This window comes from Orrella sp. 11846 (genome assembly GCF_048820935.1).
Classification (GTDB): Bacteria; Pseudomonadota; Gammaproteobacteria; order Burkholderiales; family Burkholderiaceae_B; genus Algicoccus.
Map to the genome: position 1 here is coordinate 1 of NZ_JBMERD010000011.1, position 25,096 is coordinate 25,096.

At 51.3% G+C, this 25,096-nt stretch carries 29 protein-coding genes; 13 read left to right on the top strand and 16 right to left on the bottom strand.

Going from position 1 to position 25,096, the window contains the following annotated elements:
* Window positions 1-1,340, bottom strand: a 1,340-nt coding sequence (locus ACOI06_RS09980; protein ID WP_420662428.1) for an aspartate aminotransferase family protein, incomplete at its 3' end; no start/stop codon positions are given.
* A 288-nt stretch (window positions 1,341-1,628) separates the two neighbouring features.
* Here ACOI06_RS09980 and ACOI06_RS09985 point away from each other — a divergent pair.
* Genes ACOI06_RS09985 through xerC form a run of 5 tightly spaced genes read left to right on the top strand, consistent with a single transcriptional unit; the run spans window position 1,629 to window position 6,103 of the window.
* Window positions 1,629-2,483, top strand: a complete 855-nt coding sequence (locus tag ACOI06_RS09985) for a lysophospholipid acyltransferase family protein (protein ID WP_420662537.1) — start codon at window positions 1,629-1,631, stop codon at window positions 2,481-2,483.
* Between the two features lie 47 nt (window positions 2,484-2,530).
* On the top strand, window positions 2,531-3,448 hold the full coding sequence (locus ACOI06_RS09990) for a lysophospholipid acyltransferase family protein (RefSeq protein WP_420662538.1): 918 nt from the start codon (window positions 2,531-2,533) through the stop codon (window positions 3,446-3,448).
* A gap of 12 nt (window positions 3,449-3,460) precedes the next feature.
* Window positions 3,461-4,384: a diaminopimelate epimerase gene (gene dapF / locus ACOI06_RS09995; protein WP_420662429.1), complete on the top strand. Its 924-nt coding sequence runs from the start codon at window positions 3,461-3,463 to the stop codon at window positions 4,382-4,384.
* Window positions 4,385-4,397: 13 nt separating this feature from the next.
* A complete protein-coding gene (locus tag ACOI06_RS10000; RefSeq protein WP_420662430.1) occupies window positions 4,398-5,066 on the top strand; it encodes a DUF484 family protein in 669 nt (222 codons plus the stop codon).
* A 5-nt stretch (window positions 5,067-5,071) separates the two neighbouring features.
* The gene (xerC, locus tag ACOI06_RS10005; protein ID WP_420662431.1) at window positions 5,072-6,103 is read left to right on the top strand and encodes a tyrosine recombinase XerC; all 1,032 of its coding nucleotides are present in this window, start codon (window positions 5,072-5,074) and stop codon (window positions 6,101-6,103) included.
* A 23-nt stretch (window positions 6,104-6,126) separates the two neighbouring features.
* On the opposite strand, the gene ACOI06_RS10010 is transcribed toward xerC, so the two are convergent.
* The 4 genes from ACOI06_RS10010 to ACOI06_RS10025 are packed head-to-tail and all read right to left on the bottom strand — an operon-like array spanning window position 6,127 to window position 8,843.
* Entirely contained in the window at window positions 6,127-7,071 is a 945-nt protein-coding gene (locus ACOI06_RS10010) for a metal ABC transporter solute-binding protein, Zn/Mn family (RefSeq protein WP_420662432.1), read from the bottom strand.
* A 1-nt stretch (window position 7,072) separates the two neighbouring features.
* On the bottom strand, window positions 7,073-7,945 hold the full coding sequence (locus tag ACOI06_RS10015) for a metal ABC transporter permease (protein ID WP_420662433.1): 873 nt from the start codon (window positions 7,943-7,945) through the stop codon (window positions 7,073-7,075).
* On the bottom strand, window positions 7,942-8,715 hold the full coding sequence (locus ACOI06_RS10020; RefSeq protein ID WP_420662434.1) for a metal ABC transporter ATP-binding protein: 774 nt from the start codon (window positions 8,713-8,715) through the stop codon (window positions 7,942-7,944). The genes ACOI06_RS10015 and ACOI06_RS10020 overlap by 4 nt, the downstream gene beginning before the upstream one ends.
* Window positions 8,712-8,843 carry a hypothetical protein gene (locus ACOI06_RS10025; RefSeq protein WP_420662435.1) on the bottom strand — a complete coding sequence of 44 codons (132 nt, stop codon included), beginning with the start codon at window positions 8,841-8,843 and terminating at the stop codon, window positions 8,712-8,714. The genes ACOI06_RS10020 and ACOI06_RS10025 overlap by 4 nt, the downstream gene beginning before the upstream one ends.
* Before the next feature lie 311 nt (window positions 8,844-9,154).
* Here ACOI06_RS10025 and ACOI06_RS10030 point away from each other — a divergent pair, with 311 nt between their 5' ends.
* The 5 genes from ACOI06_RS10030 to ACOI06_RS10050 all read left to right on the top strand — a co-directional run bounded on the left by ACOI06_RS10030 (window position 9,155) and on the right by ACOI06_RS10050 (window position 13,315).
* On the top strand, window positions 9,155-10,228 hold the full coding sequence (locus ACOI06_RS10030) for a CobW family GTP-binding protein (protein WP_420662436.1): 1,074 nt from the start codon (window positions 9,155-9,157) through the stop codon (window positions 10,226-10,228).
* A 46-nt stretch (window positions 10,229-10,274) separates the two neighbouring features.
* Complete coding sequence (gene dksA / locus ACOI06_RS10035) at window positions 10,275-10,739, top strand: RNA polymerase-binding protein DksA (RefSeq protein ID WP_420662437.1); 465 nt, start codon at window positions 10,275-10,277, stop codon at window positions 10,737-10,739.
* A 74-nt stretch (window positions 10,740-10,813) separates the two neighbouring features.
* Window positions 10,814-11,347, top strand: coding sequence for an ATP-dependent protease subunit HslV (gene hslV, locus ACOI06_RS10040; RefSeq protein WP_420662438.1), 534 nt, complete (start codon window positions 10,814-10,816; stop codon window positions 11,345-11,347).
* Between the two features lie 24 nt (window positions 11,348-11,371).
* Window positions 11,372-12,703, top strand: coding sequence for an ATP-dependent protease ATPase subunit HslU (gene hslU, locus ACOI06_RS10045; RefSeq protein ID WP_420662439.1), 1,332 nt, complete (start codon window positions 11,372-11,374; stop codon window positions 12,701-12,703).
* An 18-nt stretch (window positions 12,704-12,721) separates the two neighbouring features.
* The gene (locus ACOI06_RS10050; RefSeq protein WP_420662440.1) at window positions 12,722-13,315 is read left to right on the top strand and encodes a cob(I)yrinic acid a,c-diamide adenosyltransferase; all 594 of its coding nucleotides are present in this window, start codon (window positions 12,722-12,724) and stop codon (window positions 13,313-13,315) included.
* Window positions 13,316-13,360: 45 nt separating this feature from the next.
* Here ACOI06_RS10050 and lipA read toward each other — a convergent pair whose 3' ends face one another.
* The 10 genes from lipA to ACOI06_RS10100 all read right to left on the bottom strand — a co-directional run bounded on the left by lipA (window position 13,361) and on the right by ACOI06_RS10100 (window position 21,770).
* On the bottom strand, window positions 13,361-14,314 hold the full coding sequence (gene lipA / locus ACOI06_RS10055) for a lipoyl synthase (protein WP_420662441.1): 954 nt from the start codon (window positions 14,312-14,314) through the stop codon (window positions 13,361-13,363).
* Window positions 14,315-14,393: 79 nt separating this feature from the next.
* The gene (lipB, locus tag ACOI06_RS10060) at window positions 14,394-15,056 is read right to left on the bottom strand and encodes a lipoyl(octanoyl) transferase LipB (protein WP_420662442.1); all 663 of its coding nucleotides are present in this window, start codon (window positions 15,054-15,056) and stop codon (window positions 14,394-14,396) included.
* Window positions 15,056-15,328, bottom strand: a complete 273-nt coding sequence (locus ACOI06_RS10065) for a DUF493 family protein (RefSeq protein ID WP_420662443.1) — start codon at window positions 15,326-15,328, stop codon at window positions 15,056-15,058. The genes lipB and ACOI06_RS10065 overlap by 1 nt, the downstream gene beginning before the upstream one ends.
* Window positions 15,329-15,339: 11 nt before the next feature.
* Window positions 15,340-16,233 carry a D-amino acid aminotransferase gene (locus ACOI06_RS10070; protein WP_420662444.1) on the bottom strand — a complete coding sequence of 298 codons (894 nt, stop codon included), beginning with the start codon at window positions 16,231-16,233 and terminating at the stop codon, window positions 15,340-15,342.
* Between the two features lie 66 nt (window positions 16,234-16,299).
* On the bottom strand, window positions 16,300-17,517 hold the full coding sequence (locus tag ACOI06_RS10075) for a D-alanyl-D-alanine carboxypeptidase family protein (protein ID WP_420662445.1): 1,218 nt from the start codon (window positions 17,515-17,517) through the stop codon (window positions 16,300-16,302).
* Window positions 17,518-17,587: 70 nt separating this feature from the next.
* On the bottom strand, window positions 17,588-18,250 hold the full coding sequence (locus tag ACOI06_RS10080) for an alpha/beta hydrolase (protein WP_420662446.1): 663 nt from the start codon (window positions 18,248-18,250) through the stop codon (window positions 17,588-17,590).
* A gap of 32 nt (window positions 18,251-18,282) precedes the next feature.
* A complete protein-coding gene (locus ACOI06_RS10085; protein WP_420662447.1) occupies window positions 18,283-18,906 on the bottom strand; it encodes an ABC-type transport auxiliary lipoprotein family protein in 624 nt (207 codons plus the stop codon).
* Between the two features lie 12 nt (window positions 18,907-18,918).
* Window positions 18,919-19,866 carry an MlaD family protein gene (locus ACOI06_RS10090; protein ID WP_420662448.1) on the bottom strand — a complete coding sequence of 316 codons (948 nt, stop codon included), beginning with the start codon at window positions 19,864-19,866 and terminating at the stop codon, window positions 18,919-18,921.
* 11 nt (window positions 19,867-19,877) lie between these two features.
* Window positions 19,878-20,657, bottom strand: a complete 780-nt coding sequence (locus ACOI06_RS10095) for an ABC transporter ATP-binding protein (protein WP_420662449.1) — start codon at window positions 20,655-20,657, stop codon at window positions 19,878-19,880.
* 3 nt (window positions 20,658-20,660) lie between these two features.
* Window positions 20,661-21,770: an MlaE family ABC transporter permease gene (locus ACOI06_RS10100; protein ID WP_420662450.1), complete on the bottom strand. Its 1,110-nt coding sequence runs from the start codon at window positions 21,768-21,770 to the stop codon at window positions 20,661-20,663.
* Window positions 21,771-22,048: 278 nt separating this feature from the next.
* Between ACOI06_RS10100 and ACOI06_RS10105 the strand changes: the two genes are divergently transcribed.
* Window positions 22,049-22,867 carry a biotin--[acetyl-CoA-carboxylase] ligase gene (locus ACOI06_RS10105; RefSeq protein ID WP_420662451.1) on the top strand — a complete coding sequence of 273 codons (819 nt, stop codon included), beginning with the start codon at window positions 22,049-22,051 and terminating at the stop codon, window positions 22,865-22,867.
* A 27-nt stretch (window positions 22,868-22,894) separates the two neighbouring features.
* Window positions 22,895-23,731, top strand: a complete 837-nt coding sequence (locus ACOI06_RS10110) for a type III pantothenate kinase (protein WP_420662452.1) — start codon at window positions 22,895-22,897, stop codon at window positions 23,729-23,731.
* Window positions 23,732-23,752: 21 nt separating this feature from the next.
* Here ACOI06_RS10110 and ACOI06_RS10115 read toward each other — a convergent pair whose 3' ends face one another.
* Window positions 23,753-24,739, bottom strand: a complete 987-nt coding sequence (locus ACOI06_RS10115) for an HNH endonuclease (RefSeq protein ID WP_420662453.1) — start codon at window positions 24,737-24,739, stop codon at window positions 23,753-23,755.
* A gap of 175 nt (window positions 24,740-24,914) precedes the next feature.
* On the opposite strand from ACOI06_RS10115, the gene ACOI06_RS10120 reads away from it, so the two are divergent.
* Window positions 24,915-25,085 (top strand): hypothetical protein, encoded by a 171-nt coding sequence (locus tag ACOI06_RS10120; protein ID WP_420662454.1) that lies wholly within the window; start codon window positions 24,915-24,917, stop codon window positions 25,083-25,085.
* The last annotated feature ends 11 nt before the right edge of the window (window positions 25,086-25,096 follow it).

Consider the following 25,096-nt stretch of genomic DNA (forward strand, 5'->3'; position numbering starts at 1 on the left):
AAAACAGCAGGCCCAATTTGTCCGAGCGCATCGTTAACAGCATCGCCCAACCTTGAAACGATCTCATGCACATCAGCCTTGGTCACAATAAATGGCGGTGCAACCAGGACGTGATCCCCATGAACACCATCAATCGTGCCACCCGACGGATAAACCATCAAACCACGAGCCATCGCCGCTTGTTTAATCAGGGTATGGAGTTTTAAGCTCGGCTCAAAGGGTGTCTTTGTTTGCCGTTCCTTCACCAACTCGATTGCCATAAAAAGGCCTCGACCCCGAATATCGCCAACATGTGTGTGTTCGCCAAAGCGTTGTTCCAGTGCCTGGCGCAAATTCTGACCCTGTTCCACCACATTGGCCAGCAAATTGTCGCGCTCAATGACTTGCTGAACAGCGAGTGCTGCCGCGCAAGCCACCGGATGCCCCATGTACGTATGGCCATGCTGAAACAGGCCTGAACCTTCGCGCAATGATTGAGCAATCTTGTCTTGCACCATGAATGCACCAATGGCTTGATAACCACCGCCCAATCCTTTGGCCATGGTCACAATGTCGGGCACAACACCTTCCTGTTCAAACGCAAACAGGGTACCGGTGCGACCCATACCGGACATCACCTCATCCAGAATCAGTAAGATGCCATGGCGATCGCAAATCTCACGCACCCCTTTAAAGTAACCTGGGGTCGGAGGCACGGCACCGGCCGTGGCACCGACCACGGTTTCAGCACAAAACCCAATGACGTTGTCTGGACCAATTTGTTGAATCGTAGCTTCGAGCTCAGCCAGCAAACGCTGGGTATACGCTTCTTGCGTTTCATCAGCTAAACGTTCCCGATACTCAAAACAAGGGGAGACACGACCCACATCCACCAACAACGGTGCAAACTGCTTGCGACGCCACTCATTGCCACCAACCGCTAATGCACCGAGCGTATTGCCGTGATAGCTCTGGCGCCGCCCGATAAAGGTGGTGCGCTGAGGCTGACCAATTTCCACAAAATACTGCCGAGCAATCTTAAGCGCCGCTTCGACCGCCTCAGAACCGCCTGACAAAAAATACGAGTAGTTCATGGATGCCGGTGATTTACCAGCTAAGAATGTCGCCAGATCTTCCGCTGCCTGCGTTGTAAAAAACCCGGTATGCGCATAATCAAGTTGATCGATCTGCGCATGCATGGCTGCCAACACATCGGGATGACCATGTCCAAGACAAGAAACTGCGGCACCCCCTGACGCATCAATGTACTGCCGACCTTCTGTATCTTCGATATACAACCCTTTGGCACGCACCGCGGTGGGCGGTTGGGCGATCAGACTTCGATGAACAACGTGTGACACAGCACTCTCCTTCGATAGCGGCCTCAATCAAACCGCCAGTAGTCATGGTTTGGGATAAGCAACGATTACAGCCGTTGTTTGATATCGGCGTCATCTTGGTCACTGACACCAGACGCTTACAGCAAGCATAAACCTTCAGTCTGGATATGGGAACACTTATCCTGACAACTGGGTTGGCCATTGATTTTGTGCTCAGTTTTCAGACACTTTGCTCGGTAAATCAAACTTGTGCGCAAAGATCAGGGCGATTCGGGCGATTTTCTGGCAGCTTATGCGAAAATTCACTCCATGATTCTTTTTCTCTTTCGACTTCTGTCACGCATCCCGTTACGGTGGCTTCAGGCAATCGGACGCATTGGCGGGCGTCTGGTGTATGCACTTCCAGGCCGCTATCGAGAACGCTTGCAAGCCAATGCCCGCCAGGCTGGCTATGGCGATCCGGCATTTGCGAGACGCGCAGCGGCCCAAACCGGTGCGATGGTGATGGAACTGCCTTGGGTTTGGCTGCGCACGCAAGAGAGCCTAAAAAAAATCATCGACGATAATGAATCCCTTCTGGATGACGCGTTTGCATCAGGACGGGGCGTGCTCATTCTGACACCCCATCTGGGTGGGTTTGAGATCTCAGGGCGCCATGCGGCATATGGTCGGGATTTCACCGTCATGTTCCGTCCCCCTCGCAAAGCAGCCCTAGAACCGTTGGTACAAGTCGCCAGACAACATGTCAGTATGAGAGCAGTACCTGCCAACCTACAAGGTGTGCGCGCATTTCTTAAGGCACTGAGAGCCGGCCATGGCGTGGGCATGCTACCTGATCAAGTGCCACGCGAAGGCGATGGTGTTTGGGCTCCTTTTTTTGGTCGACAGGCCTTAACTGTCACCTTGCCTGGCAAACTCGCGGCCGCCACAAACCCGATTGTGATTATGGCGGCCTGCGAACGCCTACCTAAAGGACAGGGATGGCGTATGCACTACATACAAGTCGATGAACCAGTCCCGACCGACACAGTGGCCCAAGCCACCTTTTTTAACCAACTCATGGAACAAATGATTCGCCGTTTCCCGGAACAATACCTCTGGGGCTACCACCGTTACAAACGCCCTTCTCACGCACCTGAACCGCCTGCGGATCAATTTCCATGAGCAAAGAAACGACAGACGACCTGCGAGACCAGGCCTGGCAAGATGCCGTGCGAGCACTTAAAGCCCGTAGTTTAAGCGCTCGATTCTTTGTCATGTTTTTTCAGCTGCTGGTGCGCATTGGTCACCGGCCCCGTCAGTGGCTAGGCAAGATTTTAGGCAGTTTGGCACCCCGGATTGCACCACGGCGCTCGCGCATCGTTGAACAAAACTTGGCACTTTGTTTTCCGGAGCTCAGTCCTGAAGCACGTAAAACTCTGGTGCACGCACACTGGCGCGCCCTTGTGCAAACGTTTGTGGATCGCGCCGTCCTGTGGTTTGGCTCACGCCAAGACATCTTGGATTTGGTGAGTCTGGAAGGGTTCGAGCACATCTTAAATGTGCGAGCCCGTGGTCAGCGGATCATGTTGTTGGCGCCGCACCTGATCGGGCTCGATGCTGCAGCCACACGCCTTTCGCTTGAAGGTTATGCCGGTGCCACTTTGTATGCACCACAATCCAACCCCGACATGGATGCCATTGTGCGTCTGGGGCGAGGACGGTTTGAGCACATTCATCTAGTCAGTCGCAAAGATGGGGTTCGTGGTCTGATTCGCATGATTCGGCAAGACCTGCCAATCTACTACTTGCCTGACATGGATTTGGGCGCACGGGGTGCCGTCTTTGTGCCGTTTTTTGGGGTGCCGGCTGCTACACAAACTGCCACCGCACAGCTAGCCCGTCAATTCAAGATGGTAGTGATTCCAACACTCGCTTATCGTGATCCACAAACAGGTCGCTATCAAGTCAAAATCCTGCCACCGTTGGAAGATTTTCCGGGTGAAGGAGCGACCCCTGAAGAAGATGCGGCTTGCCTTAATCAGCATCTCCAAGACTGGATTGAAGAAGCCCCCGAGCAATACTACTGGGTCCACCGCCGTTTTAAAACACGACCACCAAATGAACCCCCTCTTTACACCAACGTTTAAGTCACGCGCGCCATGAAATGGTCTTTTACAAAAATGCAGGGTACTGGCAATGATTTTGTGGTGCTTGATGGTGTGCGCCAAGTCATCGATTTGACGCCTGCTCGTGCCCGTGCGATTGCACACCGTCAATTTGGTGTCGGTTGCGACCAAATCCTAATTGTGGAACCGCCTAACCATCCTCAGGCTGATTTTAAGTATCGAATCTTTAATGCCGATGGTAGCGAAGTCGAGCATTGCGGCAATGGCGCACGGTGCTTTGTACGGTTTGTGCATGACAGTGGATTAAGCTCGCGCAATCCGCTCTGCGCAGAAATCGCCACAGGCCTCATCACACTCTATACCCAGTCTGATGGTCAAGTCACGGTTCAGATGGGTCAAACGCGTTTTGAGCCGGAATGTCTGCGTTTTGATGCACAAGGTTTAACCACACGCCAAGTCGGGCAAGATACCCTATACGGCCTGCATCTCAACCCTAAACTTTCAGATGGTTTCCCTGCAGATGGTCCTGATTCGAATGATCAAACCACCTGCTGGCTGTCTTTGGTGTCCATTTCGAATCCGCACGCAGTTCAAGTGGTTTCTGACATCACCACCGCTCCTGTCACAGAACTCGGTCCTCTGATTGAATCCCATCCCAGATTTGCAAATCGGGTCAACGCGGGCTTTATGGAAATCGTGAATCGACAACAAATTCGTTTGCGAGTCTATGAGCGAGGTGCGGGCGAGACATTCGCCTGCGGCACGGGTGCTTGCGCTGCAGTTGTAAGCGGAATCCGACAAGACTTGTTAGACTCCCCTGTACGCGTTCAGACCCACGGCGGAGAACTCACAATCGCCTGGGATGGCGACACCCTCACCATGACTGGGCCCGCGGTACGCGTATTTGAGGGTATTCTCGACATTGATGCGCTAGCCAACCCACGCCCGACCCTTTGAGAGAGTGAAACCTATGGACGTACAACCAGATGCCGTGCTGATTGCACGATTTCTTCAGGCTCATCCCGAGTTTTTTGTGGAGCACGCAGAGACGTTTTCAAATCTGAGCGTCCCGCACCCTAATCAGAATCGGGCGATTTCTCTGGGAGAGCGTCAGATTCTGATTTTGCGTGATCGACTCAAAGATCTCGAAATTCAACTCTCAACACTGAGCTATCGAGCCACATTTAATGATTCTGTCTCGGCCAAGATCAATCAGTGGTGTACTCGAATGCTGAGTGAGCCCGACGCCCAGCGACTGCCTGGCCACATCACAGTCGGGTTGGCACAAATCTTTGGTTTAACTGATGTCGCCCTGCGTGTCTGGGACATTGATGACCTGCCAGAGTCACTCACCGATCATGTGACTGACGACATCAAAGCGCTTGCCGCTAGTTTGACAGGCCCGTATGCAGGCCCCACAAAAAACGAAGCACTGCACGAATGGTTGCAAGCACCCCCTGCTTCTGTGGCTCTAATCCCATTGCATGTAGGTACCGATGGCCCAGTAACGGGTTTGCTTATGATTGCTTCTGACGATCCACAACGGTATACCGAGGACATGGCGACCGACTTTCTGGAACATATTGGCAAACTGGCCAGCGCAGCACTTGCACGCCTTATGCCCGAAACCACACCTTAACCTTCATGACTGAGCGCAACCACCCAGCTGTGAGTCTGACACCAGACATGGTGCTTTGGTTGGAAGAGCTAACCAAGCACCGGCGCTACTCTGCACACACGCTGGACGCGTATCAACAAGACCTTCTGAAGCTCGTCGATTTTGCACAAACTCAGGCTCTTGATCAAGTCACTTCGATGCAGATTCGGCAATGGATTGCGCAGTTGCATGCACAAGGCTATGAGCCGACTAGTCTCAGACGTATCTTGTCTGCTTGGCGCAGTTTCTATCGGTGGTGGGCCACTAAGCGACCGCTCACACTCAATCCCGCACAAGATGTTCGGGCCCCTAGAGTTGGTCAACCATTGCCCAAAGCCCTTTCGGTCGATCAAACGCAAGCTTTGCTCGATGCGCCGATTTTACAGGCGCAAGAGACACCCTTAACCTGGCGTGATCGAGCCATGATGGAACTCTTATATTCCAGTGGTTTGCGTTTAAGCGAATTGGTTCAGCTCGATTGTCAGTATGTTCGTGAACCGGCATACACATCACTGGGCTGGATCGACTGGGAAGCCGCTGATGTTCACGTCACCGGGAAGGGATCACGGGTACGCACTATTGCCGTGGGGCAAACGGCGTTAAACGTTTTAAAAGAATGGCTCAAACACCGTGATCGCTTTGTTCAAAACAATGCCAGTACCAGTGATCGCTATGCCCTATTTTTAGGTGAGCGTGGCAAACGCATTCATCCCCGCGTTGTCCAACAACGCCTAAAAACCTTGGCGATTCAGACTGATTTACCGGCAGATCTACACCCACACATGCTGCGCCATAGTTTTGCGAGTCATTTATTACAGTCTTCACAAGACTTACGTGGTGTTCAGGAAATGCTCGGGCACGCCAGCATTTCGACGACTCAGATCTATACCAAACTGGATTTTCAGCATCTGGCCAAAGTGTATGACGCCGCACACCCGCGTGCCCGGCGTCAGAAATCAACGCAGCCAGCATCGACACAACCGCTATCTGCGCAACCGCCCTCAGACTCCGACCCGTAATCCCGGTCCGCCAAACCGTTTGCCTAGCGATCTTTCAAGGCATTGAGCAACTTTTGTGCATTGAGTTCGTAGAGTTTCAGGTAGGTATCGGCTTCACTGCCCGGTGCAGAAAGTGCATCGGAATACAGCTTGCCGCCGTCAGCCAGACCTGTTTCTCGGGCGACCTGTTGCATCATGCGTGGATCGGCCATGTTCTCAATGAAATACGCATGGATCTCCCCATCCCGAATTTCGCGGATTAGCTGTGCCATATCGGCAGCCGACACATCACGGTCAGTCGAACGCCCCTGCAAGGGCGCAATATCTAGGTCATACGCCTTGGCTAAATACGCAAACGCATCATGTGACACCAGCAAACGTCGTCCTGGCGGTACAGCTGCAAACTGCGCCTGCAGCCTTTCATCGAGTTCATCGATTTGATCTAAGTAACGTTGTGCGCCGGCTTCAATCTGCGCACGTTGCGCTGGAAGAATAGCAATTAAACCATCGCGAATATTGGCAACGTACACACGGGCATTGTTCAAATCCTGCCAAGCGTGGGGATCATGCTGCCCATGATCATGATGATCGTGGTGTCCTTTGTGATGATCATGATCATCTTCCATGTCTAAAGGGGCGATTCCATCTGTAGCCACCACAACAGGGCCTTTGAAATCCGATGCCTGCACTAAGCGCTGCATCCATCCCTCAAAACCCAGACCATTCACCACCACCAGATCGGCTTGGGCGACTTCACGCACATCACTCGGACTGGGACTAAAAACATGCGCATCGGCATTGGGGCCAACCAAAGGATGGACGCGAACCATATCACCGGCGATCTGCTCAACCATATCCGCCAAAATCGAAAAGCTGGTCACCACTTTGGGGGCATCCGTATTCGGTGGCGAGGAGATGATTGTTGCCAGTGCGACAGAACTACAAAAACCCAGTGCAATCACTAAGAAACGAACCCATATTGCTCGCATTTCAAGCCTCTTTATGGCGACGGTGTTTAAGCAATAAAGCCAACAAACTGTCTCGGGTACCCATCGCCAGAGAACCGAGATAAATCACCCCTGCACTGAGCACAATTGCAGGGCCTGATGGCAAACGCCAGTGATAAGACAACAACAAACCAATTACTGCACTAATGATGGCCAGTGCACTGGCAAGAACGCAGGCGTGTGACACATCTCGTACCCAGAATCGAGCCGCAATCGCAGGCAACATCAAAAGCCCTACGGCCATCAACGTACCTAGGGTCTGAAAACAGGCCACAAAGGTCAGCACGACCAGCACCATAAAGAGTTGCGTGGAAAGTCGACCTGCCTTGCCGTACTGCGCTAAAAACAAAGGATCAAAACTACCAGCCAACAAAGGTCGCCAGATAATCGCTAGAACCAGCAAAACCACGGAACTGGCACCCGCCACGAGAAATAGACCATCTCGATCCACGGCCAATACACTGCCAAACAGTAAGTGCATCAAATCCACATTGCTGCCACTGACAGAAATCAGCGCCACACCCAAAGCCAACGCTATGAGATAAAAAGCCGCCAAACTCGCGTCTTCACGTTGTGATGTCAAACTCGACACCAGACTCGCCAACAAAGCCACCAGCAAGGCTGAGAAGAAAGCAGCAACCCCCATGACGGCAAATGACATACCTGCCAGCAGATAACCAATAGCCGCACCGGGCAAAACCGCGTGAGAAATGGCATCACCCGCCAAGCTCATGCGACGCATCACCAGGATTGAACCAATGGGACCACTCACCAGACCCAATGCAATACAGGCAATCAGCGCACGACGCATAAAGCCAAACTCTGCGAAAGGCAGCCAGAACCAGTCCACCATCATGCTTGATCCTGTTCCGTAGGCACCGCACACCAGGCTGCATCGGCCTGCCAAGCCAATGAGCGCCCATAGGCAACCTCAAGATATTGTGGCACGAGCACGTCCTGCGAAGGTCCCCAAGCCACTTTTTCTCGGGCCATGAGGAGTGTTTCTGTAAAAAACTGTCGCACCATCTGTAAATCATGAATCACGGCGATCACTGTGCGACCACCCTCATGCCAGCTTTGAATAATGCGCAACAAATCAACTGTCGTCTGGCTATCGAGTGCATTAAACGGCTCGTCCAGCAAAATCACTGGAGCATCTTGCACAATCAGTCTTGCAAACAAAACGCGTTGAAGCTGCCCTACAGACAACTCATCGACCAATCTGGATTCAAACCCTTGCAAACCCACCTGATGCAAAGCCTGATGAATCGCCTCATGTCGAGAGGTTGATAATGCGCCAAATGCGCCAATTTGTTGCCAAGTCCCAAGGGCAACCACTTCAAAGACGCGCAACGGAAAGTCATGGTTGATGCCACTGCGTTGAGCCAGGTAGGCTTGGGCATGCAACAAAGTCGGGCTCAAAGGCAAGCGCTCAATACGACCTTGTGTGGGTTCTCGAATCCCGGCAATGGTTTCCAGCAAAGTGGATTTACCCGCGCCGTTAGGACCCACAATGGCGGTCAATGAACCCGATTCAAAGGCACCACTCACATGATGCACGGCTGGATGCCCACGATAAGCCACCGTGACATCATGCAAGACGATTCGGCAAGGAGAAGGCTTCATAAAGCGTCTGGCAGCACAGCCCAAACAGCCAGCCACAGCAAGGCAATCAAGACAGCCACAAATCCAAGGCGTTTGCCAACACTCCAGAGCATGGGGCTTCGATAGACAGCACGACGCATGCCCGTCATTCTCCTTTCCTGATATGAATAATTTTTGACAAGCCTTCTGAAATTTGAAGGCAGGACGCCAGTATCGCACATCTGATTAAGCGACCACACGCGCACAGACGACAATCATCAACTTCACGAAGCCTCACACATTCATGCTTGATCAGGTAAGCTGGTTCTTGAAATGGAGAAATTCGCCCCCATCTGGTCAAATTAGTCCTAAGCTCTAAGGCACACTGGCAGACCAGACAGGGTACAAACCCTAGTCAGCCTTGCAGACTTAATGTGTCAATTGTGATTTAATCCCGCGTCAACTACAGAAGAGTTTTTTTATGAATCAGCCCAACGCACCCATCGCACTGAAAGACATGGTTCCTGTCACTATCCTGACTGGATTTTTGGGCGCCGGGAAAACGACGCTACTTAAACGAATCCTGACTGAAGATCACGGTCAACGCATGGCCGTCATTGAAAACGAATTCGGTCCAGAAAGCATCGATAACGATCTCCTGATGGAAGTTCAAGGTGAAGAAATCATTGAATTGTCCAATGGTTGCGTTTGCTGCACGGTCCGTGGAGACCTGATGCGCACGCTGATTGATTTGCGCCGTCGCCGAGAACAGGGTGACATCCAGTTTGATCGCGTGTTGATTGAAACCACTGGGATGGCCAATCCAGGTCCCGTCTGCCAGACATTCTTTATGGACGACACCGTCGCGGAGTATTACCGACTCGATGGCATCATCACAGTGGTGGATGCCAAACACGGCATGCAGACTCTGGACAAACAAACCGAAGCGCAAAAACAAGTCGGTTTTGCAGATCGGATTCTGATTTCTAAAAAAGATCTCGTCAACGATGACCAATACGATGCGCTGGTTCAGCGTCTGGTTCACATCAACCCCAGAGCCGACATCGAATCCGTTCATTTTGGGCAAGCCGATCTGAATAAGATTCTGGATCTCAATGCCTTTAATCTGGATACGATTCTGGAAATCGATCCCGCATTCCTCGCGGAAACCCATCCTGACGCCCACCACCATCATGGGCACGATCATCATGGTCACGGACATGGCCACGATCACGATCACAGCCATCATCACGATGACGACATCGGTGCATTTGTCTTTCTATCTGACAAGGCCTTTGACCCGGTGCGACTCGATGAGTTTTTAGGTGGCGTCGTTCAGGTCTACGGACCTGACCTTTTGCGGTATAAAGGCATTCTTTACATGAAAGGCACAAATCGACGGATGTTGTTTCAGGGTGTTCACATGATGATGGGAGCCGAACCCGGCAAACCTTGGGGCGCTAGAGAAAAGAAAGCAACGAAAATGGTTTTTATCGGCCGAGACTTGCCAAAAGAGATTCTGCAAAAGGGTCTGGCACAATGTCTGGTTAAATGATCTGCTGTAGCTGGTATCACGGCAATTGACTGTAATGGAGTAGCATATGGCCACGAAAGCAGCCAACAAGAAGGGTGAGACAAACAAGGCAACCTCTGCCACAGAGATTCTGACAGAGGAAGCTCTGCTCAAAATGCCCGAATCGGATTACATGAATCCGACTCAACTAGCTTTTTTTAAACAAAAGCTTAAAGATCTGGAAACAGAAATTCTCAACAATGCGGTCGAAACGACTGAGAACTTGCGCGAAACACAATTCGTGCCTGATCCGGCTGACCGCGCCACGATTGAGGAAGAGCATGCTTTAGAACTGCGCACTCGAGATCGCGAGCGCAAGCTCCTGAAAAAGGTGCAACAAGCTATCGCGCTCATCGACTCTGGTGACTATGGTTACTGCGAAGAAACCGGTGAACCTATCGGGTTACCTCGCCTACTGGCTCGACCAACTGCCACACTATCACTTGAAGCACAGGAAAGACGCGAAAAACGCCAAAAAATGTTTGGCGATTAAGTCCGACCAACCTTTTCACAAGTTCGATCTGCCCAACGGATCGAACTCATTCAAATTCATGACGCAGGTTTTGTATGGAACAGTTTCACGCAACCACCATCGTCTGCGCACGCCGTGGTGACCAAGTTGCCATGGGCGGCGACGGACAAGTCACATTAGGCAATATTGTTATTAAAGGGACTGCCCGTAAAATCCGCAAGCTCTACCACGACAAAGTGCTGGTCGGTTTTGCGGGTGCGACTGCCGATGCTTTCACACTGTTAGAACGCTTTGAAGGCAAACTCGAAAAGCACCAAGGGCATCTCATGCGCTCGGCTGTCGAACTCTCCAGAGACTGGCGCACAGACCGAATCTTACGACGTCTCGAAGCCATGCTTATCGTGGCTGATCATGAACACACTCTGGTTCTCACTGGCAACGGTGATGTGTTAGAGCCAGAAGAAAATCTGGCAGCCATCGGATCTGGCGGTGCCTACGCCCAATCGGCTGCACTGGCTTTGTTACGTCACACAAAGTTGTCACCCAAAGAGGTCGTCAAATCTGCGCTAGAAATTGCAGGTGATCTCTGCATCTATACCAACCAACAGCACACAATAGAAGTGCTTTAATTCGACTGAAAGGCTGTTTTATTTATGTCTGCTTTTACGATGACGCCTCGGGAAATCGTTTCTGAACTGGATAAACACATTGTGGGCCAGAACGCGGCCAAACGTGCGGTCGCTGTGGCTCTGCGCAATCGCTGGCGTCGCCAGCGGGTGAGTGAACCCCTGCGAAGCGAGATTCACCCAAAAAACATCCTCATGATTGGACCGACTGGTGTGGGTAAGACAGAAATTGCCCGCCGCCTAGCCAAACTGGTCAACGCACCTTTTATTAAAATCGAAGCCACCAAATTCACGGAAGTCGGCTACGTCGGTCGTGACGTCGATACGATTATTCGTGACCTCATGGAAGTTGCGATCAAACAAACACGCGAGACAGAAATGAACCGCGTGCGCATGCAAGCTGAAGAAGCGGCAGAAGATCGCGTCTTGGATGCGCTCATCACACCACCGCGCGCAGCCGATGGCTCCCCTATTCGCGATGAGAACGCCACCCGTCAAACGTTTCGTAAGCGTTTGCGCGAAGGTCAGCTCGATCACATGGAAATCGACATCGAAGTGAGCTCGGCCATGCCACAGATGGACATCATGGGTCCTCCCGGCATGGAAGAAATGACTGAGCAATTGCGTTCAATGTTCGCAGGCTTGTCGCGCGACAAAACCAAACCGCGCAAGCTCGCCATTCCAGAAGCACTGCGCATGATCACCGAAGAAGAAGCCGCCAAACGCGTCAATGAAGAAAATATTAAAACGGTGGCCTTGGATCTGGTCGAACAAAACGGCATCGTGTTTTTGGATGAGATCGATAAAATCACAGCCCGTCAGGACTCCAGTTCTGCCGATGTCTCTCGTCAGGGTGTGCAACGCGACTTGCTGCCTCTGGTTGAAGGCACGACCGTGAACACCAAGTACGGTATGGTCCGCACCGATCACATTCTCTTTATTGCTTCGGGTGCCTTTCATTTGTCCCGCCCTTCCGACCTCATTCCTGAACTTCAGGGACGTTTTCCGATTCGTGTTGAACTAGATTCACTGACTTCAGAAGACTTTGTTCGCATTCTTTCGCAGACCGACGCATCGCTCACCAAGCAATACACCGCGTTGTTAGGCACTGAAGAAGTCGTTTTGCAATTTGAAGACAGCGGTATTGCCCGCTTGGCTGAAATTGCATTTGAAGTTAATGAGCGCACAGAAAACATCGGTGCCAGACGTTTGTACACCGTCATGGAAAAGCTGCTTGAAGAACTCTCCTTTGATGCCACAGACCCAGGCAGTCAAACCGTGGTCATTGATGCGACATACGTCAATAACAAACTTGCACAAACGGCCGCTAGCGAAGATCTCGCACGCTACGTGCTGTAACAAGGAAGCGGATGCATCATGGCAAATCGTCTGACAGTTATTACCACACGCCAGGGCGATGATGGCACCACCGGATTAGCCGATGGCCGTCGTCTCCCAAAAACGCATCCGCGCGTCATTGCGATCGGAACCGTCGATGAGCTCAACAGCACACTCGGCGTGCTTCTGGCACAAATGTCCAACACACCCGTCCAAGATGCCCAAAAACAAGCGATGGACGATCTGTATCAGACACTCTCACCCGTTCAGCACGCCCTTTTCGATCTGGGCAGTGAGTTGGCTTGGCCAGGTCACACCCAGCTTCAGGAAGCGCAAATTCTCGCCTTAGATACGCATATCGAGCGATTGAACGAGGCCTTGCCACCCCTCAAAGAGTTCATTTTGCCAGGTGGGAGTTTATTGGCTGCACAAGCCCATGTGGTGCGCACGGTCTGCCGTCGCGCGGAACGAACCGTGCTAGAAGCCGCGAACGAAGATGTGTTGAACCCGACGGCTCAACAATACCTCAACCGTCTGTCCGATCTTTTGTTTGTGGTGGCGCGTTGTCTCAATCAGGCACTTGAACAACCTGATGTGCTCTGGCGCCGTTCAGACACCCCTGAGAACGGCTAACCAGAAACGCAATTCGGATACGCCTGATTACAAGCTCACAGCCGCTTAAACACCAGCGGCCTCAGCCTGAGCATCCGCATGGTAAGAAGATCGCACCATGGCGCCCACAGCGGCGTGGGTAAAGCCCATCTCGTAGGCTTTTTCTTCAAACATCTTGAAGGTATCTGGGTGCACATAGCGCAAGACAGGTAAATGATGATTCGACGGCGCCAAGTATTGGCCAATCGTCAACATTTCAATGTCGTACTCACGCATATCGCGCATGACTTGCAAGATTTCTTCATCGGTTTCACCCAGACCAACCATCAAACCTGATTTGGTCGGCACTTTGGGGTTGCGAGCTTTAAAGTCTTTGAGAAGCTTCAGAGAATGCAGATAGTCCGCACCGGGTCGGGCTTGTTTGTACAGTCTGGGTACAGTTTCCAGATTGTGGTTCATGACATCGGGTGGTGCGGTATCCAAGATATCCAATGCCTTTTCCAGACGTCCCCGAAAGTCCGGTACCAGCACCTCAATTTGTGTACTCGGTGACATTTCGCGCACGGCCTGGATACATTCAACGTAATGTCCTGCACCGCCATCACGCAAGTCATCGCGATCCACTGAAGTGATCACAACGTAGTTGAGCTTCATGGCCGCAATGGTTTTAGCCAGATTGGACGGCTCTTCAGTGTCTAAAGGATCGGGACGTCCATGCCCCACATCACAGAAAGGACAGCGTCGCGTGCACTTGTCACCCATGATCATGAAAGTTGCCGTGCCCTTACCAAAGCATTCACCAATGTTCGGGCAGGATGCTTCTTCGCACACGGTATACAGATTGTGCTCGCGCAAAATCCGCTTAATGTCATAAAATCGTGAATTCGGTGCAGCCGCTTTGACCCGAATCCATTCAGGTTTTTTAAGGCGCTCTGCGGGCACAATTTTAATGGGAATTCGGGAAGTCTTCGCCAGCGCTTTTTGCTTCTGGGTCGGATCGTACGGTGTCGCGTTCGACATTTTGGCTAACCTGCATTCAAAACTGCATTCACAAAAGGGACTGTTGGTTGGGACTGCTGCAACCAACAAGACACAGTCACTATTCTACCTTTAGTTGGCAGATTTTCTGTAGATGTCCTGTTAGCGACATGGCTACTGTCTCCCAATCTGCTGACATACCCAAGCGGCGCATATCGATCGTCGGCATCCCCGCATAGCCACAGGGATTAATCCCATCAAACGGGCTCAAATCCATATCTACATTCAGACTCACGCCATGGTAAGTGCAGCCTTTGCGCACTTTCAGGCCCAAGGCGGCAATCTTGGCAAGCTCACCATTTTCTAGTGGCCAGTAAATACCAGGCGCGCCTGCAAGGCGGGTGGCCCGTGTCAAACCAAAGTCAGCCAGTGTTTGCAGCACAGCATCTTCAAGGCACACGACAAACTCGCGCACGGCAATCCCGACTCGGCGCAAATCACACAGCACATACGCCACCACCTGGCCTGGACCGTGGTAGGTCACTTGACCGCCCCGATCCGACCGAACCAAAGGTATTTGACCCGCATTTAAAACGTGTTCGGGCTTGCCGGCCACACCCAAGGTATAGACTGGCAAGTGCTCCACCAGCCAGATTTCATCAAGCGACTGCGGCGTTCTGACTTCAGTCTGATCACGCATGGCCTGCCAAATCGTTTCGTAAGGCGCCAGCCCAGGAATTCGCCAAACTCCAGCCTGATCCGTCGCAAGACGCTGAATCGTCATCAGAGCACAACAGAAACCAGAGGATGGTCGTGTAAATCCTGATAGATCTGATCAAGCTGACGGCGCGATGTGGCCTTCACCGTAAAAGTCAGCCCAACATAATTACCCTGACTGCTCATGCGCATTTCCACGGTTGCAGGATCAAACTCAGGATCATGCTTCAGAACCACCTCGCACAATTCTTGCGCCAGTGTTGGGTGCTGTTTGCACATCGCTTTCACCGGAAAATCACACGGATACTCGATCAGGGACTCTTCTTCAGAAATCGTCATGTAAAACCTCTTTAATCATTACGCCGCAAAGCCAAGACCCGATCGTCATAGGCCTGACGCAGGCGGGTATAAACAGGACCCGGCCGACCTTGCGCGATCGGCTGGTCATCCAGACGCACAATCGGCAACACTTCACGCGTGGCCGATGTAAGCATCAACTCATCTGCCATGACGACTTGTTCACGGGAGATAGGTTCCAGAACGTAAGACAAGCCTTGCGCTGCGCAGAGTTCTTCCAGAAATCCGTAGCGTATGCCTTCTAAAACCAAATTGTTTTTTGGGGGCGCATACACGCAGCCATCATGCACCACCCAAATATTGCAAGAAGAGCCTTCTGTCAGCCAACCGTCTCGAAACTGGATCACTTCATCCACCCCAGCACGGATTGCTGCTTGCTTGGCCAGCACATTGCCCAACAATGAAACAGATTTAATGTCACAGTGCAGCCAACGCTCATCGGGCACACTAATCGCACTCAACCCTTGAGTACGCACAGCCTCAGTCGGTCGCACAAATGGCGCCACCATGGCAAACAAGGTGGGCTTGACCGCGGGTACAGGAAATGGATGGTCACGTTTAGCAACACCGCGTGTCACTTGCATGTAAACCATCGACAAGTCATCACGCAAATCTGAACGCTCGAGCAAATCAAACACCAATTGCTCAAGCTGGGCGCGCGGCATTGGTTGCTGCAACTCGATTTTAGCGAGGCTGCGCTCCAATCGGTCCAAATGCTCCTTCATGCGAAATGGCCGTCCCCAGTAGACAGGCACCACTTCGTAAATGCCATCACCAAAAATAAACCCCCGATCCAACACGGAGACCGTGGCTTTGGACAAGGGCAAAAACTGACCGTTCAGGTAAACCGTCGGGTCACCCTGGACCCCTTGAATGACTTCGTGCATGCACACACCTTCAGTTTGCCGCAGTCGGCTCACAATCTCGCCGACTGCTTTATTGTGATTTTTGATTTAAAAAATATCTTGCACCCAAAGTCTGAGCTGATCCCAGGCTCTGCCAAAGAACCCGGCACGCTCAACATCTTCAAGCACATATAAAGGCACAACACGTAACAATTCGCCTTCCATGGTCAAGCCCAGTGAACCCACACGTTCCCCTTTTTCTAAGGGTGCATTCAATGGGTCTGGACGACTGGCAATCATGCGCACGTCACCTGTTTTATTGCGTGGCACAGTCAGCATAATAGCCTTGTCATTCCCCAAAGCCACAACCTCGGTTTTACCTTCCCAGACCTGAGCCTGAACGGCTTGTTGCCCGGGGGCCACCAACTCCACCGTATCAAAGTTCTGGAATGACCAGTTCAAAAGTTTCAAGCTTTCTTCTGCACGACTTGCTTCACTTGTCGCGCCCACCAAAACGGTGATGATGCGACGCTCACCACGCTGTGCGGACGAAACCAGACAATAACCAGCCGCTTCTGTATGACCTGTTTTCATGCCATCTACGGACGGGTCAGCCCACAGCAAACGATTGCGATTAGGTTGTTTGATGTTGTTGTACTCAAACTCACGCAATGAGTACATGGCATAACGATCCGGATGGTCTTCAATCATGCGTTGCGCAAGAATAGCCAAATCGCGAACGGTGGTCGTATGTTGTGGATCCGGCAAGCCTGTAGAGTTGCGAAACGTCGTGTCAGCCATCCCCATTTCGCGGGCTTTGTCCGTCATTTGCTGGGCAAACGTCTCTTCAGTACCGGCCAGCAACTCCGCCATCGCGACGGATGCATCATTACCTGACTGCACAATAATGCCTTTCAGGATCTCATCCACAGTCACGGGTTTGCGAGGCTCGATGAACATTCTGGAACCAGGTGTTTTCCAGGCTTTTTCAGAAACTGTCACTTGCTGATCTGCGGTGATGCGCTTTTCTTTCAGCGCATCAAACGCCAAGTACACCGTCATGATCTTCGTTAACGACGCAGGTTCTACTTGCTGTTGCAGGTTGTTTGCAGCAATGGTCTGACCCGTCACGGCGTCCACCACAATCCAAGCTTTGGCAGCAATCGCAGGGACTGGCAAAGACGAAACTTCTTGGACCGGCACCACGTCAGCCGCATCAACGCGCACAGGGGCTTGTGCATGGGCATGGCTTACAAATAATGCAGCACTCACTACAGCGGTCGCAAGCCAGGAAAAGGAACGAGGGGTAAATCGGAAAAAATTCATAGGTCTCAATATTTTGGTCGCATCAAAAGTTCTGGCAAAGATGTCATATTAACTGTTTCACACATCACTTCTATGAGCGAAATAACAGTGCGCGCAGTCGTTGCTGCACAAGGTTGCGCAAAATCAGCAACTTGCCATGAAAAAAGTGTCCGGCATTGGGCATCACGACAACCGGCAGATCATGCTCACGTGACCAACGCATGACTTCTTCGATCGGCACCACGTCATCTTCTTCTCCATGCACAATCAAAGCATCTTCAGGCACAGGGCCATCATAATGACGAAACCGTAATGCAGCAGAACCCGCCCAAATGACATCATCAGGCAAGCGTTCACCGCCTTGTGCGCGCAGCCCATAAAGCTGCACACCCACGGAAGTGCCAAAGGAGAATCCTGCGAGCACCCAAGTTCCTGCCGTAATTTTCGGAAAGCGCACTTGCATCTGGTCAACCAGTAAGCGCATGTCTTGCGTTTCACCCAAACCTCGGTCGAACTCACCTTCAGACTCACCAATTCCCCGAAAGTTCGGTCGCACAGCTAACAAACCGTATTGTGCACAAGCCCGTGAAATCGTCGTGATCACTTTATTGTCTCGCGTCCCACCTTCAGCGGGATTAGGATGTAGCACCAAAGCCCAACCGACCGGGTCTTGTCCTTTCTCAGGCCAATCCAGTGCACAATCAATTTTTCCTGCCATGCCTTCAAAAGCAATGGTTCTGGGCCGACTTTCCATACATATTCCTTTTCTTAATCCTTTCTGTTGTTTTAACGCGCTTTGCGAACAATCTGTGTGATCCACTGGCTCAGGCCACTGGCAACCTGATCGGTTGCGACACGCAGTGCTTGTGCGCCCGCTGGGGCATCATTGGCACTAGCGGACACGCGTTGGGTATCTCGCCATTGACCCAGCATCTGCGTTCCTCTCAAGAGAACCGCTTGCACGCTGACAATGCCCTCATTTTTTGAACCATCTGGGGCGTAAACTTGCTCAAACTGTAACAAATTCACCCGCACTGTCAGTGCCCGATCGCTGGTTCCATTGTCTAGGACGGCGAAGCTTTTAGAAAGCCCGTCAATCAGCCGCTCATACACCATGGCATTGGGCGAAGCGGCCCACACATACGTCGCATAACTATGGGGCTGCCCTTCCAGACCTTGACGCCAAAGCACACCTGTTCCCTTTAAGACTGGCGATGAGGACAAAGGTGCCACGATCAACGTAGCAATCGGCTCAGTCCCCCCGGCTGTCGTCTCCACAGACAGGGCTGACCCTAAATCTAATGTAGTGGGTGCCTGTGCGACATGACCAATGGATGTGCAACCACTGACGAGCCCGGCCAGCACAATTGGCATCATCCAGTTTTTCAATTGCTTAAACAAAGTTTCCATCACATCGTTTCCTTAGTGCGAAAATCCTTCAAACCCTGCTTCTCCCGGACCCGGTTGAACTGGTGCTGGACCGAAAAGAAGTGATTGTGGCGAACGTTCTAACTGTCTAATCGATCGGGTAAATGCACTCGACGCGAGCCCTAGATCAGCCAAAGTACGTTCAATTTCAGGTAGTGTCGAGGACTGTATTTGCGCAACCATTTTTTGTAGTTGAGACAAACTGGTACCGGCCTGAGACAAAGCACCTCCGGGGCGTGTCATTGTTTCGAGAGCGGATCGCGTATCTTTCACAAGCAGAGCCATTTCACGACCTGCTGCATCCACGGTCTTTAAAGACCCCTGAAAATCGCTCACTAACCCGGGCAATTGCTCAAAGACGGGTTCTAGATGCACCACAGACCGTTTCAAGGATTCACTCGCAACTTTTGTGTTTTCAAGTACCGCACCGAATGCCTCGACATTTTCATGCGACAACACGCTTTGCAGACGTTTGAGCATGACTTCAATATCCGTCACCATGCCTGCTCCGGTGTTTTGAAAACGCTGCAAAAACCCGGGGCGTACAGGAATCCGAACCAAATGGTCTTCAGTCGAATGCAAACGCACAGTCTGACTGCCATCATCGCGCAAATCAATATTTGAAATGCCAGTCACGCCTTGGGTCGTAATTTCTGCCCAAGTGGATTTCGTCACCGGCGTTTCAGGAATCACACCAATACGAATCCGAATACTACCCGGATCTTGTTGATCAATTTCCAGCCCTTGAACCTGACCCACCGGCATTCCCTGAAAGCGCACTTGTGACTGCACCGACAGTCCACCAACCGGTTGCTGTGAAATCAATTCAAACGGCTCGTATTCTATATTTTTCTTACCCAACCAAATCACAGTCACGACAGCAGCTACCATCAACAGAATGACAAATAAACCTGCCATGATTGCGTGACTTCTGTTTTCCATACGCACCTCGCCTACGATTTCGCCTTCTGGCCCAATGCCCGCGCCCCGCGTTCACCATGAAAGAATGCTTCGATAAACGGATCTTTTGTGGCCATAACGGTTTCCAGCGTTCCTTCTACCAGTACTTTCTTATTTGCTAACACCGCAATTCGAGTGGACAAGTCCCGAATCGTATCTAGATCATGAGTCACCATGACAACGGTAAAGTTCAATTGTTGGTGTAATGTCTGGATCAGACTGACAAATTCATCTGAGCGCTGCGGATCTAATCCAGCGGTTGGTTCATCCAGAAAGAGTAACTCCGGATCCAGCGACAATGCGCGTGCCAGCGCCACCCGTTTCACCATACCGCCCGACAAATCAGACGGCATTAGACGTGCATCAGCCGGTGTCAACCCGACCCACCCTAGTCGCATCAAAACAATTTCTTCGATCAAATCTTCAGGCAGATAACGAACTTCACGTAGCGGCAAAGCCACGTTGTCATACACAGGCAAAGCAGAAAATAAAGCACCCGCCTGAAACAACATGCCCCAGCGTCGCGTCAGCGCAATCCGTTTTTCGCCAGTATAAGACTCAATCGGTTGTCCAAACACGTCAATGGAACCCGCCCAGGCGCGCTGTAATCCCAGAATATGACGCAACAACGTGGTTTTTCCAGAGCCAGATCCGCCCACCAACGAAAGAATTTCTTTACGACGCACGTTCAGATTTAAACCTTCGTGCACCACATGATGCCCAAAGCCAGTCTTCAAATTATGAATTTCAATGACGAGATCTTCATGGTCCATGGGCTAAATCCCCATCCGGCTAAAGATCACCGCATAAATGGCGTCAATCAAAATGACACCTGTGATGGAAACTACCACTGACGTGGTCGTACCTTTACCCAAACTTTCGGTGTTCGGGGCAATTTGCAACCCAAAATGGCAGGCAACTAGTGCAATCCAAATTCCAAAGGTCATCGCCTTGACTAAGCCAATCCAGAGATTTTTAAGTCCGATGGCGTTGGGCAATTGTGAAAAAAACCAAGTGACCTGCAGTCCCAACTCATACTTGGCAGCCAGCATGCCGCCATACATTGCCATGGCATCGGTCCACAGGGTCAGTAACGGCATCACAAGCGCCAAAGCCAATACACGTGGCAAAACCAAACGCTGACTCTGAGAAATCCCCATGACTTCCATGGCATCGAGTTCCTGCGTCACACGCATCACACCAATTTGGGCCGTAATCGCCGATCCAGATCGACCTGCTACGAGAATGGCAGCCAACACGGGACCCAGCTCACGCACGATCGAAACGCCCAACAAAGTCACAATGAACTGCCCGGCTCCAAACATGGCCAATTGCTGTGCGGATAGGTAAGAAATCACAACACCAATCAAAAAGCCCACAAGCGCAGTAATCCCCAGCGCCTGTGCACCTGCATGAAAAATCTGAGCAGAAATCTCTTTCCATGGACCACGCAACGGTCGTGCAATAAAAACAACCAGATCAATTGCCAGCCGACCCAACATGACGAGCAGCATCAGACCATTGTGACAGAGAGTCAGCACACCACGGCCTAGACTCACTAGCCAGGACAAAAGATCGAAGGGTGGTTTAGGAACAGATTCCGTTTTAGTGGGCAGCATTTCAAACAACGAACGCTGAGCTGGCGTTAACGTCAATGAGGATGGCAATGCATAGCCCCAACGCTCCCATAAGAGCTGCGCACCCAAAGTATCCAATTGCGCAGCCTCATCCAGTTGCCAACGCGCATCATCGGGCACACGCTTGAGCAAACGTCTGCGCTTAGCGACTTCGGCGTGCTTCGCCAACGCGGCCACATTCCAGTGCCCCGCAACGGTACACACACCATCTTGGACGTTCAAAAACGGCTCAGATAAAACCGATGCCATGAAGGATTACCTTTAGATCCAAACTGAATCTGACTCTCACACTTAGGTCACTAGTTTAAAGCTTGTCCATCCAAACGGGAACAGTTGTCTTTCATCGTCATCACGACAGACGATGATCATTGAATAAAAACAACCGCATCGCCATCGCTTCTCATCGCAAAAACAAACTTTACCTGCTATCACGTCAAAGAGAAGCGATGACGCCTGTTCCGTGGGATACTACGGCATCCATTTTTGTCCTCCTAACCACTTTGACCATGACTGCTTGCTGTTCCCCGATGACCGAACTTCAGGATATTCTGAAACACTGGGCCGATGTTTCATGGGTTCAAAGCACTGACTCAACCAACGGACAACTCTTGCAACTCGCTCGACAACCCTGGCGTAAACAAGACTGGCCCCGCTTATTGGGCGCTGACCGTCAGAGTCAGGGACGTGGACGTGCCGGACGACCCTGGTTAAACGAGACGGGACAAACGCTGATGTTTTCCTGTGGATTTCTGGTGGATCAAACACCACGGGAATTGGTTGGACTAGCCCCTGCGCTGGGTTTAGTGACCTGTCAGACGCTGCGCGAATTCGCACAAACGCATCAGGCTCAAGACACCCAACGCCTCACCATGAAGTGGCCCAATGATTTGATGCTCGACGATGGAAAGCTCGCAGGCATTCTCGTTGAATCTCGTATACGGGGCTCACGCACACTAATCGTCATCGGCATGGGGCTTAATCTCACACATGGACAACATGTAGGTCAGCAGCTCAACCGAACGGTTGGCGACTGGAACAGTTTCGTGCCTGGTTTCACACAACACGCTGATTTGGTCGCAACGGTTGCCCAAAGTTGGCAAAAAACGGTTCAGGTTTTTGATTCGTCACATCTGCGCGATTTAGTGCACTCACACCGAAATCTCGATTATCTTTTCGGCAAAGCGGTCAATATCATTCAAAACGACCAAATTCTAATGTCAGGCACCGCCTGTGGATGGTCTGATGACGGGCGCTTATCGATACGTTCTGATCAGTCTGATGCGGTCATGCACCACATTACGGTCGGCGACATCTCTGTGCGTCCAAGCATGGGACTATCATCTTAGTCGTGGCTATCACGAGGTTTCTATACCGTGACTCTGGATCTTTCAACACCCTTTAATACTTGTCTATTACTCGACTTGGGCAATACACGCCTAAAAGTAGGCTTGTGGCATGCAGATCAACCAGACATTGAACCACTTGCAGCCATTGCACATGCAGACCCTAACTTGTTGCGTCAACAACTTCAAACCACTTTGCAACAACTCTCTGAGCAGACACGCCATGCGCTCAAAGTGGCGTTGGGTGTGAGCGTTGCTTCACAGGCTCGCATGGATTTAATTGAAGAGGTTTTAAAGAACACACTGGAGACAACCCAGACTCACTGGCTCTGGCCACAAGAGGCGGCTCTGGGCGTGACCAATGGCTACCCAGAACCTAGCCAACTGGGTGCTGATCGCTGGATGTCTGTCCTTGGTTTACGCCATCACTTCGGCGCCCTCAACCGAAGTTTGATTCTGGCTAATTTTGGGACAGCGACAACCATCGACACCCTGAGCCAAGAATCCGTGTTTCTAGGTGGCCTCATTTTACCGGGCGTCACGATGATGCATGACGCACTGTTGCACGGCACTGCCCGCTTGCCGCTTGCCAAAGGTCAGATCACTCCCTATCCGACAGATACACACAGCGCCATCACCAGTGGCATCGCTGCTGCGCAAATTGGTGCCATTGTGCGCCAATATGAATTGAGTCAAAAACGGGATCAACAAGCACCGATTCTGTGTGTCAGTGGGGGAGCTTGGCAGATCGTCGCCGCCGAATGGAGACGTCAGCAACCGAACATTACCGTCACAGAATTGCCGCATGTGGTCTTAATGGGGTTAAGCTTTTTTGCGCAAGCACAATACGACCAGTCGGTTTATTGAAAAACACAAGGCGAAAAACGCTCAATGCTCCAGATACGCTGACATGAGCAAAACATTTTCTCGATGAAACTCCAAGTATTTGCGCTGACCCTCTGAAAAGGCACCCACATTTGGCGGACGCTTTGGATCAAGTCCCATACGCGCCAATGAATCCTGATGTGCAACCGGTGAAACAATTGTCTGACCATTGGATTCAAAACCGATAAAACCTCGATCAAACAAATGGTCCATACTTGGCGTCAGCAACAAACCGTTTTCACCATCCAACCGTTCTTCATGACTCGCATCACGCCAGGGTTTGCAATGGCTCGCTCGTAAATGCTCTACGCGATCTACGCCCGTAATGCGACAGGACTGCTCGAGTTCCATGACCCGTTTTTTAAACAATCCCTGTCCACGCCGAGCAAGTACGATCGCCTGTCGGTCAGTTTCTCTGAGCGTTGTATCGTTTTGTACTTGGGCCAGCTCATGTTCTTCCCATTGCACGAGCCCAACACCTGAAGTTGCTTGCTCCAAATGCTGATCCATCTGTTGGTGCAATGTCACAATCTGGCGCGCCTCAACACCCATCAAATCAACGAGTGCAGTAGCAAAAGTCTCAGGCAAACGCGTTAAATACACGCCTTGTAATCCCGCACCATTCGCCTGTAATGGGGCATATTTAGCGGGTAGATGAGGAGACAAAACAGACATATAGTCTGCGGGTCTAATCGTCGAACGCAATTCATAAAATTTAACGTCAACCCGCCAACCTATGTAATTCCAATTGGCTCCAGCTTGGCCAAACTCCAAAGGTTTGGGCGCTTCATACGCATATGAAGTTGCAATACCAATTGCACGGATATGCGTGTTACAGAATGAAAAGATGACATCACCCGGCATCACCTCGCGCATGAAGTCATAGAACGGGTTTTTAGCTTGATTGGCTTTTCGTTTGGGCGACCAGAGATAGCCACCAGGAACTTCGTGGCGATATGTCTGGTTTTGATTCACCCACCAATAGCGCATATCGATTCGATCTTTTCGTCAAAAACCATTTAGATGCACAGTGTTTTAACGACTGTAGCATCAAAAGCAACTGATTATTAGTCTCACTTAACGATGCATTAAACATGGCAGAAATTTTGATTTAGCATAAGGGTTTTACCGAATGCTTAAGATTTCCTGCGATATAGTTCAACTTATGAAAAGTTTCGTTATCGTCATCGTCACGCTGAACCTGCTGGTTTTTGCGCTGGGACAGGGTTGGTTTGGCACTGTACGCAGCGATCTGGGACGCCACCCAGAAAAACTACGCACCCAGCTTAATGCGCAAGCCATTCAGGTTACTCAGGCAAGTCTGGAACGCCTCTGAAGCCTCCACGC

Excerpts from the sequence above, each read along its gene's own strand:
- ACOI06_RS09985 (WP_420662537.1), top strand. The coding sequence starts at position 1,629 with ATGATTCTTTTTCTCTTTCGACTTCTGTCACGCATCCCGTTACGGTGG.
- dapF (WP_420662429.1), top strand. The coding sequence starts at position 3,461 with ATGAAATGGTCTTTTACAAAAATGCAGGGTACTGGCAATGATTTTGTG.
- ACOI06_RS10000 (WP_420662430.1), top strand. The coding sequence starts at position 4,398 with ATGGACGTACAACCAGATGCCGTGCTGATTGCACGATTTCTTCAGGCT.
- xerC (WP_420662431.1), top strand. The coding sequence starts at position 5,072 with ATGACTGAGCGCAACCACCCAGCTGTGAGTCTGACACCAGACATGGTG.
- ACOI06_RS10010 (WP_420662432.1), bottom strand. The coding sequence starts at position 7,071 with ATGCGAGCAATATGGGTTCGTTTCTTAGTGATTGCACTGGGTTTTTGT.
- ACOI06_RS10015 (WP_420662433.1), bottom strand. The coding sequence starts at position 7,945 with ATGATGGTGGACTGGTTCTGGCTGCCTTTCGCAGAGTTTGGCTTTATG.
- ACOI06_RS10020 (WP_420662434.1), bottom strand. The coding sequence starts at position 8,715 with ATGAAGCCTTCTCCTTGCCGAATCGTCTTGCATGATGTCACGGTGGCT.
- ACOI06_RS10025 (WP_420662435.1), bottom strand. The coding sequence starts at position 8,843 with ATGACGGGCATGCGTCGTGCTGTCTATCGAAGCCCCATGCTCTGGAGT.
- ACOI06_RS10030 (WP_420662436.1), top strand. The coding sequence starts at position 9,155 with ATGAATCAGCCCAACGCACCCATCGCACTGAAAGACATGGTTCCTGTC.
- dksA (WP_420662437.1), top strand. The coding sequence starts at position 10,275 with ATGGCCACGAAAGCAGCCAACAAGAAGGGTGAGACAAACAAGGCAACC.
- hslV (WP_420662438.1), top strand. The coding sequence starts at position 10,814 with ATGGAACAGTTTCACGCAACCACCATCGTCTGCGCACGCCGTGGTGAC.
- hslU (WP_420662439.1), top strand. The coding sequence starts at position 11,372 with ATGTCTGCTTTTACGATGACGCCTCGGGAAATCGTTTCTGAACTGGAT.
- ACOI06_RS10050 (WP_420662440.1), top strand. The coding sequence starts at position 12,722 with ATGGCAAATCGTCTGACAGTTATTACCACACGCCAGGGCGATGATGGC.
- lipA (WP_420662441.1), bottom strand. The coding sequence starts at position 14,314 with ATGTCGAACGCGACACCGTACGATCCGACCCAGAAGCAAAAAGCGCTG.
- lipB (WP_420662442.1), bottom strand. The coding sequence starts at position 15,056 with ATGACGATTCAGCGTCTTGCGACGGATCAGGCTGGAGTTTGGCGAATT.
- ACOI06_RS10065 (WP_420662443.1), bottom strand. The coding sequence starts at position 15,328 with ATGACGATTTCTGAAGAAGAGTCCCTGATCGAGTATCCGTGTGATTTT.
- ACOI06_RS10070 (WP_420662444.1), bottom strand. The coding sequence starts at position 16,233 with ATGCACGAAGTCATTCAAGGGGTCCAGGGTGACCCGACGGTTTACCTG.
- ACOI06_RS10075 (WP_420662445.1), bottom strand. The coding sequence starts at position 17,517 with ATGAATTTTTTCCGATTTACCCCTCGTTCCTTTTCCTGGCTTGCGACC.
- ACOI06_RS10080 (WP_420662446.1), bottom strand. The coding sequence starts at position 18,250 with ATGGAAAGTCGGCCCAGAACCATTGCTTTTGAAGGCATGGCAGGAAAA.
- ACOI06_RS10085 (WP_420662447.1), bottom strand. The coding sequence starts at position 18,906 with ATGGAAACTTTGTTTAAGCAATTGAAAAACTGGATGATGCCAATTGTG.
- ACOI06_RS10090 (WP_420662448.1), bottom strand. The coding sequence starts at position 19,866 with ATGGAAAACAGAAGTCACGCAATCATGGCAGGTTTATTTGTCATTCTG.
- ACOI06_RS10095 (WP_420662449.1), bottom strand. The coding sequence starts at position 20,657 with ATGGACCATGAAGATCTCGTCATTGAAATTCATAATTTGAAGACTGGC.
- ACOI06_RS10100 (WP_420662450.1), bottom strand. The coding sequence starts at position 21,770 with ATGGCATCGGTTTTATCTGAGCCGTTTTTGAACGTCCAAGATGGTGTG.
- ACOI06_RS10105 (WP_420662451.1), top strand. The coding sequence starts at position 22,049 with ATGACCGAACTTCAGGATATTCTGAAACACTGGGCCGATGTTTCATGG.
- ACOI06_RS10115 (WP_420662453.1), bottom strand. The coding sequence starts at position 24,739 with ATGCGCTATTGGTGGGTGAATCAAAACCAGACATATCGCCACGAAGTT.
- ACOI06_RS10120 (WP_420662454.1), top strand. The coding sequence starts at position 24,915 with ATGAAAAGTTTCGTTATCGTCATCGTCACGCTGAACCTGCTGGTTTTT.